This is a genomic window from Rhodovibrio sodomensis (assembly GCF_016583645.1).
Taxonomy (GTDB): domain Bacteria; phylum Pseudomonadota; class Alphaproteobacteria; order Kiloniellales; family Rhodovibrionaceae; genus Rhodovibrio; species Rhodovibrio sodomensis.
This window is the reverse complement of record NZ_NRRL01000046.1, coordinates 26,764-35,599: the sequence shown is the minus strand read 5'-3', so window position 1 is coordinate 35,599 and position 8,836 is coordinate 26,764. Positions and strand designations below refer to the sequence as shown.

The following is an 8,836-nucleotide window of genomic DNA, read 5'->3' as shown; positions in this document are numbered from 1 at the left end:
GCTAGGGCGGGGGAGGGTGAGGGTGAGGGTGAGGGTGAGGGTGAGGGTGAGGGTGAGGGTGAGACTCCCGAGCGCACGCTGAGGAGTTCCACCCTCACCCTAGCCCTCTCCCGTCAAGGGAGAGGGAACGCGCCGCTGCACCCGTTTTAACCCGCGGGCGTCTCAAACGCCTAAACGCCGGGCCGGTCCCAGTCGGGCTCGCCCGAGAAGCGGCGGGCCAGGTAGTCGACGAACACCCGGACCTTGGGCGACAGGTTGCGGCTGGCGGGGAACACGGCGTGGACGCCGCCGGCCTCGGTCTCGCACCAGTCCTGCAGGACCGGCTCCAACCGGCCCGCCTTGACGTCGTCGGCCGCCAGGAACGCCGGCAGCATGACGATGCCGAAGCCCTGCCGGGCGGCGGCCAGCAGGGCATCGCCGTTGTTGACCTCGAGCCGGCCCTGGACCGGCACGCGCAGCTCGCCGTCGTGCCCCTGGAAACGCCATTCGCGCCCGGAGGACAGGTAGGAATAGATCAGGCACTCGTGATCCTTGAGCTCGCGCGGGTGGCCGGGGCGGCCGTGGGCATCCAGGTAGGCCGGGGCGGCGCAGACGACCCGGCGGACCGGCGCCAGCCGGCGCGCGATCAGGCTGGAATCACGCAGCTGGCCGATCCGGATCGCGAGGTCGAAGCCCTCCTCGATCAGGTCGACCGTGCGGTCGGACAGCTGCATCTCGACCGACAACTCGGGATAGGCCTGAAGAAAATCCGGCAGCGCCGGAGCGACGTGCAGCTGGCCGAACGACATCGGCGCGTTGACCCGAAGGGTACCGCGCGGGGCGGCGGCGAGGTGCGTCACCGCGCTCTCGGCCGCCTCGGCATCGGCGACCAGCTGGCGGCAGTGTTCGTAGAACGCCGTGCCGGCCTCGGTCAGCGACAGCTGCCGGGTGGTCCGGTTCAACAGCCGCACGCCCAGCCGGTCTTCCAGCCGGCCCACCTGCTTGGACACCGCGGACTTGCTGAGCCCCAGCCCGCGCGCGGCGTGCGAGAAGCTGCCCTCCTCCACCACGCGGGCGAACACCGCCATCGCACTCAAGTGCTCGTAGGTCATACCCCACCCAAGGCTGGATTATCGTTTCTCTGAAGGAAACAATACGGTTCGATATCTGCCTATTCTCTAACTCTGAGTAAACCCCTATCTTCCCAGCTGACGGCGGCGGGCGCGGTGACCCACCGCCCGCCCTACCCGCGCGACACGACATCCGCGCAAGCGATCAAGGAGCGAGGACGATGGCGAAGGTACTGGTGCTCTACTACTCGAGCTGGGGCCACGTGGAGACGATGGCCGGCGCGATCGCCGAGGGCGCGCGCGGCGTCGGCGGCACCCAGGTCGACGTCTACCGCGTGCCGGAGCTGGTGCCGGAGAGCGTGCAGCAGCAGGCCGGCTACAAGACCGACCAGGCCGCCCCGGTGCTGGACGACCCGAACGCGCTCGCCGACTACGACGCGATCATCCTCGGCACGCCGACGCGTTTCGGCAACATGTCGAGCCAGCTGCGCAACGTCCTGGACCAGACCGGCGGCCTGTGGTTCCAGGGCAAGCTGATCGGCAAGGTCGGCAGCGTGTTCGCCTCCACCGGGAGCCAGCACGGCGGCCAGGAGACCACCCTGACCTCGATGCACAACACGCTGCTCCACCACGGCATGGTCGTGGTCGGCGTGCCGTATTCGGTGCAAGAGCTCTCCAACATGACCGAGATCACCGGCGGCACCCCCTACGGCGCGACCACCCTCGCCGGCGCCGACGGCAGCCGACAGCCGAGCGAGAACGAGCTCGCGATCGCCCGCGCCCAGGGCAAGCACGTCGCCGAGATCGCGACCAAGCTGCACGGGTGAATCTGCCTGCCCGTTCGACCGTTGCATCGGCGGGTCCCTCTCCCTTGAGAGGAGAGGACAGGTGAGGGTGAGACTCCCCGGCGTAGGCTGCGGAGTCCACCCTCACCCTCCCACCGACCTGCGGTCCGCGGGTCCCTCCCTCTCCCCTTTTCCCTTGAGGGAGAGGGGATGGGGGCAGCACGTCGCTTACGACACCTTCACACTAAGGAACCCCGGCGATGATCGAGCATCGTCCTTTCAGCAGCCTGGGCCGGTTCGAGCTGGACTGGCTGTCGGCGCGCTATCACTTCAGTTTCGGGCAGTACCACGACCCCAACCGGATGGGGGTCGGTCCGCTTCGGGTCTGGAACGACGACGCCGTGCAGCCGCACAGCGGCTTCGACCCACACGGCCACCGCGACATGGAGATCATCACCTACATCCGCCGCGGCGCGATCACCCACGAGGACAACCTGGGCAACCAGGGCCGCACGCCCGCCGGCGACGTCCAGGTGATGACCGCGGGCAAGGGGGTGATCCACGCCGAGTACAACCGCGAGCCGGAGGTGACCCAACTGTTCCAGATCTGGATCCAGCCGTCCGCGCGCCGGCTGCAGCCCGCCTGGGACCAGCGCGCCTTTCCGGCCCAGGACCGTGCCGGACGGCTGGTGCCGCTCGCCTCCGGGCGCGGCGGCCACGACGAGGCGTTGCCGATCCACCAGGACGCGGCCCTGTTCGGCGCGACGCTGTCGGCCGGACAAACCGTGCGTCACGCCCTCGGCCGGACGCGGCAGGGCTACCTGGTGCCGTCGACCGGACAGATCGCGGTCAACGGGGTTACGCTGGACGCCCGCGACGGCGCCGTTATCTCCGCCGAAGACGAGATCGAAATCGCCGCGCTGGCGGACAGCGAATTGCTGCTGGCCGACCTGCCCTAGAGCTACATGCTTGAAGGCCGAAACGGCCTTCCAGCTGAATGTAGCTCTAACTTGTTGAAGATAGGGTCAGATTCAGCTGAAAGGTGACCTTTCAGCATCTTGCCCTAAGCCCGGCCAGCCGCTTCCGCCCGCGACAGCACAGGAGAAAGGAGCCCGCGATGGGCAAGCTGATCGACGGTGTCTGGCACACCCAGTGGTACGACACCAAAAGCCACGGCGGCCGATTCGTGCGCCCGGACACCCAGTTCCGCAACCGCGTCGGCGCGGACGGCCGCTTCCCGGCGGAAGCCGACCGCTACCATCTCTACGTCTCCTACGCCTGCCCGTGGGCGCACCGGGCGCTGATCGTGCGCGCGCTCAAGGGGCTGGAGGACGCGCTGCCGGTCTCCGTCGTGCACTGGTACATGGCGGACCAGGGGTGGGAGTTCACCGCCGACTGGCCGGACCACGCCAACGGCGCCAACTACCTGCGCGAGCTCTACGTCAAGGCGGACCCGGGCTACACCGGCCGGGTCACGGTGCCGACCCTGTGGGACCGCAAGCAGGGCACGATCGCCAACAACGAATCGGCGGATCTGGTGCGCATCCTGAACGCCGACTTCAACGCCTTCGCCAAGAACCCCGGCCTCGACCTCTATCCCGACGATTTGGCCGGCGAGATCGAGCGGGTGAACGAGCAGGTCTACCACCACGTCAACAACGGGGTGTACAAGGCCGGCTTCGCGACCGGCCAGGACGCCTACGAAGAGGCGTTCGACGCGCTGTTCGACACGCTCGACTGGCTTGAAGGACTGTTGGCCGAGCGGCGCTACCTCGCGGGCGACCGGCTGACCGAGGCGGACATCCGCCTGTTCACCACCCTGGTTCGCTTCGACCCGGTCTACGTCGGCCACTTCAAGTGCAACAAGCACCGGATCGCAGACTATCCGAACCTGCTGGGGCTGACGCGCGAGATCTACCAGCTGCCGGGGGTGGCCGAGACGACCAACTTCGAGCACATCAAGAAGCACTACTACGTCAGCCACACGATGATTAACCCGACCCAGGTGGTGCCCAAGGGCCCGGTCCTCGACCTCGGCGCCCCGCACGGCCGCGACGGCCTGGGCGGCCCCGGCGGCCTGCAGGCGATCGCGGGTGCGGCTTAAAGCCTCTCAAAGCGGGGAGCCAGGGCTGCTCCGCTCGAGGGGAGCGGGAGGGGCCTGCGACCCAAGGGGTCGTGGGAGGGTGAGGGCGGATTTCCCGGCGTCCACCGGGGGTTCCCACCCTCACCTGTCCTCTCCTCTCAAGGGAAAGGGACCCGCCGGGACAGCGCGGCTTCCTAAATCCCTCTCCTCCCACGTGGAGGAGGGGGATCGATTACACGCCTACCAGCCCGGGCCGCCCGCCAGGAACGCGCTTTCCTCGGGGGTGCTGTCGCGGCCGAGGATCGCGTTGCGGTGGGGGAAGCGGCCGAAGCGCACGATCACCTCGCGGTGCTTGTCGGCGTAGTCCTTCCACATCGGCTGGCTGGTCAGCTGACCGATCAGCGCGACCGACCGGTCCTGGTCGGCCAGATCCTCGCTGTGCTCCAGCGGCAGGTAGAGGAACAGCCGTTCCGCTTCGTTGAGCTGCCGGTCGAACGCGCGGTCCAGCGCGTGGCGGGTGATCGCGCGCGCTTGGTCGTCGGTCGCGAACGCCTGCCGGGTGTTGCGGAAGACGTTGCGCGGCAGCTGGTCGAGCAGCAGCACCAGCCCCAGGCAGCCGCGCCCGTCCGCGCGCCAGCCGGCCAGGCGATCGACCGCGGCCTGCCGGTACAGCCCCAGGAAGCGCGCGCGCAGCTGGGCATCGAACTCGGGCGTGCTGTCGAACCAGTAGGGCCGGGTGTCCGGCGCGAACCAGAAGTCCAGCAGCGCGGCGAGATTCCGGTCGGCGGGTCGGGTATCGGTTGGGTCGGTCATAGACGCCAGCTTGGCAAAAGCCGGCTCAGCCCGCCAGCGTGAAGCGCAGGTGCTGCATCCCGCGTTGGAAGAAGTCCTGGATTTCCTGGACCGCCTGATCGCGCGGCGTGTCGCCGTCGGGCTCCAGATCGGCCGACCAGTGGATCGTGCAGCTGTTGGCGTCGTCCGGATGGACGCTCAACTCCGCCGTCATCTCGGCGACCGGCAGGGGGCCTTCCTTGAAGCTGTAGCGGTAGGTCATCGCCGCGTCGTCGTGGGACTCCAGCCGCTCGACCAGCTTCTGGCTGTCGCCCAGGTCCAGGTGGCGTTCCGGCCGGCTGTCGTTGCCGCCGGCGTCCGCGCCGAGCACCAGCGGGTGCCAGCTGGCGATGTCGGCGAACCGGCCGATCGCGTCCCACACGCGCCCGGCGGAAATGTAGAGTTTGGTGGCCTCGCTGACTTTGGCCATCGGCTGGCTGCGCTCCCTCATGTATGTGCGGCCGTGTCTCCCGGCCCGGGTGTTCTGGACAAGGTTCCAAGCGGCATCTGCTCCGGCGGCCGGGCCTTGCCGTTGTGTCGGGAGGTGCGGGGACGACGGCGGGGGCCGCCCGGCCCCCCGTGTCCCGCGCCCGGATACGCCGGGACCGCCGGCGCCCGGTGCAAAACCGGCGTGCCGGATCGGCGTGCCGGCCGGGCACCGCCCCTGGTCAGCGGCGGGCCGGCTCTGCTAAGCGCACCGCGGATTTCACACTGCCCCTGTTAAGCGGGCCCGATCATGCAGACCCGGTTACGCAGGTAAGCGCCGACCCGGGGGCGCGTCCACACCCGCCAGACCAACGCACCCACGCAAGCCGGAGATCGCTTCACGATGTACATCGACTTCAACACGATCCAACCGCTGGTCGCCCTTTTGGCCGGCATCCTGATCCTGATCAGTCCGCGCCTGCTGAACTACGTCGTCGCGGCCTACCTGATCTTCGTCGGCGTCACCGGGCTGCTGCCTCATCTCGGCTAAAGGCGCACGTCCGGCCGACCCTGGTCACGCGGGAACAGATCTGACGCGGCCGTGGACGACAGCGGCCGTCCGGGCTAGTCCGACCGGTCCTGGACCCGCCGGGCCGCGTCTAGCAGATCGACCAGCGCCTCGTCGAAAAACGCGTCGAGCCGGCGCTGCATCTCGGGCGACAGCTTGAGCACCTTGGAACGGGCGTCGCGCGGATTGTCCTCTTCCAGGATCAGCCCGCGGGAGATCGCCGCATCGACGTATTTCCCGGCGGTATGGGGGCTGCGGATGCCGTGCATCGCCGCCAGCGCGTCGGTCTTGCGCATCGGCTGGCCGGCCCGCCACAGCGTGGTCAGGAGGTCCCAGTACGCAGCCGAGTACATGTCAGGATCACCGCGGAACAGCAACAGCCAGCGCTGACCGACCTGCTCGATCATGTCCAGATAGACGCGGCGCTGGTCGGGGCTATAGCTCATCGGATCGGCGTTGCGGGTCCGCACGTTTTGGAATTTTTACATACAGATTTGCGTGTACGGGTCCGGCCGATCCCCGTCAAGCCGGATCGCCGATCCGGTCGTCCAGGGCGCGATCCATCCACCCGGGACCGGGCGGCGCACGGAAGATGACGCATCGCTGACGGTCGTGACATATCTGTGCTCAGATTTGCATGTACGATTGCACCATATATCTTCACGGATTGAAGCAGCGCACTGACGATACGCCGCACTGGCGACACGCGGTGCCCCGTTCGCGCCGACCAAGGACCGTTTTGCCATGCGTACGCTGATCGCGGCTCTGACGATCGCTCTGCTCACCCTGGGCAGCCTGGGCGCGACCGCCCCCGCGGCGCTCGCCGAGCCGCCGTCCTGGGCGCCGGCGCACGGCTGGCGCGCCAAGCACGGCCACGACCACGGCCACCGCCACAAGCACAAGCGGAACTACGCGTACGAGGTCGAGCGCGAGTACGAGTACGACGACGATTACGACGACGACGAGGACCGCTACCAGCCCCGACGGCGGGCGCCGATCTACGGCGACGGCGGCGGTTTCCTGCGCTGCAACCGTCAGCTCGCCGGCCAAGTGGTCGGCGGCGCGGTCGTCGGCTCGCAGTTCGGCAAGGGCGACGGCCAGCTGGTCACCACCGGCGCCGGCGCGCTGATCGGCGTCCTGTTGGGTGGTGAGATCGGCCGCGGTCTGGACAGCCAGGACCGCGCCTGCATCGGCCGAACCCTGGAAACCGTGCCGACCGGCCAGACGGTCGCCTGGCAGAACCCGGACAACGGCGCGGAATACCGCACCACCCCACGGCGCACCTACCAGACCAGCAGCGGCCGCTACTGCCGGGAGTACACCACCAGCGCCACCGTCGGCGGCCGCCAGCAGCAGGTCTACGGCACTGCCTGCCGGCAGCCGGACGGGAGCTGGGAGATCGTCTCGCGGCAGACGCACTGACACCGCCGCGTCTCCGATTGTCGGGCCGGCGCGCGCCCGTTTCGCTCGCCACCCAGGCTCTGCCTTCCCCGCCTTGGGAGGTCCGGAATTGCCGCCGGACCTCCCATTTTTGTGACCGCTGCATCGCCGGCCGCGCGGGCGCATCGCACGCGCCCGGCCGGCCGTGTTAGCTACCGTCGTAGACGGGCCGACGGCCGATCTGCCGAACCGCATTGGAGAGGAGCGCACATGATCCCCCTTCCCCGCCGATGGAAAGCCTGCAGCCGGGCCGCGCTGCTGGTCTCCGCCCTGACCCTGGCCGGCTGCGCCCAGGGTGGTCTGGACCTCGGCGACAGCCCGGGCGCCCTGGTGTCCGACCAGGAAGTCAGCCGGATGAGCCTGCAGACCTGGCAGCGGATCAGGCAGGACGAGCAGCCGGTCCAGGACAGCGCGATGCAGCAGCGCGTCGACCGGATCGCCCAGCGGATCATCCAGGCGGCCGGGGTGGCCGGCGGCGAACCGTGGGAGGTCGTGGTGTTCCAGGGTGATCAGGTGAACGCCTTCGCCCTGCCCGGTCGGCGCATCGGCGTCTACGCGGGGCTGGTCAAGCTGGCCGACAGCGACGCCGAGATCGCCGGCGTGATCGCCCACGAGGTCGGCCACGTGCTGGAGGAGCACTCGCAGGAGCGCCTCGGCGCGGCCAAGGTCTCCCAGGTCGGGGTGCAGGCGCTGAACGCCGCGCTGCAGGCCGGCAATGTCGGCTACGCCAACCAGATCGCGGGCCTGCTGGGCGCCGGGGCGAAGTACGGCGTGATCCTGCCCTACGGCCGCACGCAGGAGCTGGAGGCCGACCGGTTCGGCCTGATGACGATGGCCGAGGCTGGCTACGATCCGCGCGCGGCGATCGACTTCTGGACCAAGATGGGCGCGCAGAGCCAGGGGCAGGCCCCGCCGGAGTTCGCCTCCACCCACCCGTCGAACGAACGGCGCCTGAACCAGCTGCGGGAGATGCTGCCACAGGCGATGGAGATCTACCGGCGGAACCAGGGCGGGACGTAGTCTGCCGCTCCAACATCCTGAACACAGGGAAAGATCCGGCTGAAAGGTGGTCTCACCTTGCAGCATCTTGTCCTACGGCCGCAGCCGCGGGTCGTCCGGTTCAGCGTCATCCAACCGGAGCAGGTGCGCCGGGCAGGCGCGGCAGTCGCTGGCGCCGAAACGCGGCACCGGCACGCTTGCGCCGGCGCCCTGCACGGCTTCCCGCCAGGCGCATTCGCTGCCGCCCGGCCATGCGAGCGCGCGCGCCGTCGTCCCGGCGGCCAGCGTCACCTGGTCGACGTGCCAGCGCGGGCGCTTGTCCGCGCGCAGATGCCGAGCGACCCGGGCCCGCAGCCCGCCGGGCCCGTTGGCGCTGCCGACGTAGAGGTAAACGCCGGCTGCGAGCCGCGCCCCCGGCTTCGGCGCCGAGAGGTCGAGCGGCCGGCCGAGCGGCAGCCATAGCAGGTAGGCGCCGGACACCGCCGGCAGATCGCCGCCGTCGGCCGTGGCCAGAACCTCGACTGCCGTCATGCGTTCTTTCGCTCTCATCAGAGACTTTTGTCCGCGGGCCTAAATAGCCGTGTGGCGTGCTTCGACACGCCGGCCTGCGGCCGGCTACTCAGCATCAAGACACCTATATTCTATTGAAAAACAT

General features: G+C 69.1%; 11 protein-coding genes. 6 read left to right on the top strand and 5 right to left on the bottom strand.

Annotated elements, in window-relative coordinates; all coding sequences use genetic code 11:
- Positions 1-170: 170 nt before the first annotated feature.
- Positions 171-1,091 (bottom strand): LysR family transcriptional regulator, encoded by a 921-nt coding sequence (locus CKO28_RS15500; RefSeq protein WP_200341710.1) that lies wholly within the window; start codon positions 1,089-1,091, stop codon positions 171-173.
- Positions 1,092-1,270: 179 nt separating this feature from the next.
- Between CKO28_RS15500 and wrbA the strand changes: the two genes are divergently transcribed.
- The 3 genes from wrbA to CKO28_RS15485 all read left to right on the top strand — a co-directional run bounded on the left by wrbA (position 1,271) and on the right by CKO28_RS15485 (position 3,938).
- Entirely contained in the window at positions 1,271-1,876 is a 606-nt protein-coding gene (wrbA, locus tag CKO28_RS15495) for an NAD(P)H:quinone oxidoreductase (protein ID WP_200341709.1), read from the top strand.
- A gap of 218 nt (positions 1,877-2,094) precedes the next feature.
- Positions 2,095-2,793, top strand: coding sequence for a pirin family protein (locus tag CKO28_RS15490; RefSeq protein ID WP_200341708.1), 699 nt, complete (start codon positions 2,095-2,097; stop codon positions 2,791-2,793).
- Between the two features lie 158 nt (positions 2,794-2,951).
- Entirely contained in the window at positions 2,952-3,938 is a 987-nt protein-coding gene (locus tag CKO28_RS15485) for a glutathione S-transferase family protein (protein ID WP_200341707.1), read from the top strand.
- 219 nt (positions 3,939-4,157) lie between these two features.
- On the opposite strand, the gene CKO28_RS15480 is transcribed toward CKO28_RS15485, so the two are convergent.
- Together CKO28_RS15480 and CKO28_RS15475 are read right to left on the bottom strand one after the other, a co-directional pair.
- Positions 4,158-4,730, bottom strand: coding sequence for a DUF924 family protein (locus tag CKO28_RS15480; protein WP_200341706.1), 573 nt, complete (start codon positions 4,728-4,730; stop codon positions 4,158-4,160).
- Between the two features lie 25 nt (positions 4,731-4,755).
- Positions 4,756-5,178 (bottom strand): SRPBCC family protein, encoded by a 423-nt coding sequence (locus CKO28_RS15475; protein ID WP_200341705.1) that lies wholly within the window; start codon positions 5,176-5,178, stop codon positions 4,756-4,758.
- A 399-nt stretch (positions 5,179-5,577) separates the two neighbouring features.
- Here CKO28_RS15475 and CKO28_RS15470 point away from each other — a divergent pair, with 399 nt between their 5' ends.
- Complete coding sequence (locus tag CKO28_RS15470) at positions 5,578-5,724, top strand: DUF3096 domain-containing protein (RefSeq protein ID WP_200341704.1); 147 nt, start codon at positions 5,578-5,580, stop codon at positions 5,722-5,724.
- Positions 5,725-5,798: 74 nt separating this feature from the next.
- On the opposite strand, the gene CKO28_RS15465 is transcribed toward CKO28_RS15470, so the two are convergent.
- Positions 5,799-6,188: a winged helix DNA-binding protein gene (locus CKO28_RS15465; protein WP_200341703.1), complete on the bottom strand. Its 390-nt coding sequence runs from the start codon at positions 6,186-6,188 to the stop codon at positions 5,799-5,801.
- Positions 6,189-6,486: 298 nt separating this feature from the next.
- Between CKO28_RS15465 and CKO28_RS15460 the strand changes: the two genes are divergently transcribed.
- Together CKO28_RS15460 and CKO28_RS15455 are read left to right on the top strand one after the other, a co-directional pair.
- Positions 6,487-7,164: an RT0821/Lpp0805 family surface protein gene (locus CKO28_RS15460; protein WP_200341702.1), complete on the top strand. Its 678-nt coding sequence runs from the start codon at positions 6,487-6,489 to the stop codon at positions 7,162-7,164.
- Positions 7,165-7,392: 228 nt separating this feature from the next.
- Positions 7,393-8,202: a M48 family metallopeptidase gene (locus tag CKO28_RS15455; RefSeq protein WP_200341701.1), complete on the top strand. Its 810-nt coding sequence runs from the start codon at positions 7,393-7,395 to the stop codon at positions 8,200-8,202.
- A 72-nt stretch (positions 8,203-8,274) separates the two neighbouring features.
- Here CKO28_RS15455 and CKO28_RS15450 read toward each other — a convergent pair whose 3' ends face one another.
- Entirely contained in the window at positions 8,275-8,712 is a 438-nt protein-coding gene (locus CKO28_RS15450) for a GIY-YIG nuclease family protein (protein WP_200341700.1), read from the bottom strand.
- Between the last annotated feature and the right edge of the window lie 124 nt (positions 8,713-8,836).

Coding starts and splice junctions, on each gene's coding strand:
- CKO28_RS15500 (WP_200341710.1), bottom strand. CDS start 1,091: ATGACCTACGAGCACTTGAGTGCGATGGCGGTGTTCGCCCGCGTGGTG.
- wrbA (WP_200341709.1), top strand. CDS start 1,271: ATGGCGAAGGTACTGGTGCTCTACTACTCGAGCTGGGGCCACGTGGAG.
- CKO28_RS15490 (WP_200341708.1), top strand. CDS start 2,095: ATGATCGAGCATCGTCCTTTCAGCAGCCTGGGCCGGTTCGAGCTGGAC.
- CKO28_RS15485 (WP_200341707.1), top strand. CDS start 2,952: ATGGGCAAGCTGATCGACGGTGTCTGGCACACCCAGTGGTACGACACC.
- CKO28_RS15480 (WP_200341706.1), bottom strand. CDS start 4,730: ATGACCGACCCAACCGATACCCGACCCGCCGACCGGAATCTCGCCGCG.
- CKO28_RS15475 (WP_200341705.1), bottom strand. CDS start 5,178: ATGGCCAAAGTCAGCGAGGCCACCAAACTCTACATTTCCGCCGGGCGC.
- CKO28_RS15470 (WP_200341704.1), top strand. CDS start 5,578: ATGTACATCGACTTCAACACGATCCAACCGCTGGTCGCCCTTTTGGCC.
- CKO28_RS15465 (WP_200341703.1), bottom strand. CDS start 6,188: ATGAGCTATAGCCCCGACCAGCGCCGCGTCTATCTGGACATGATCGAG.
- CKO28_RS15460 (WP_200341702.1), top strand. CDS start 6,487: ATGCGTACGCTGATCGCGGCTCTGACGATCGCTCTGCTCACCCTGGGC.
- CKO28_RS15455 (WP_200341701.1), top strand. CDS start 7,393: ATGATCCCCCTTCCCCGCCGATGGAAAGCCTGCAGCCGGGCCGCGCTG.
- CKO28_RS15450 (WP_200341700.1), bottom strand. CDS start 8,712: ATGACGGCAGTCGAGGTTCTGGCCACGGCCGACGGCGGCGATCTGCCG.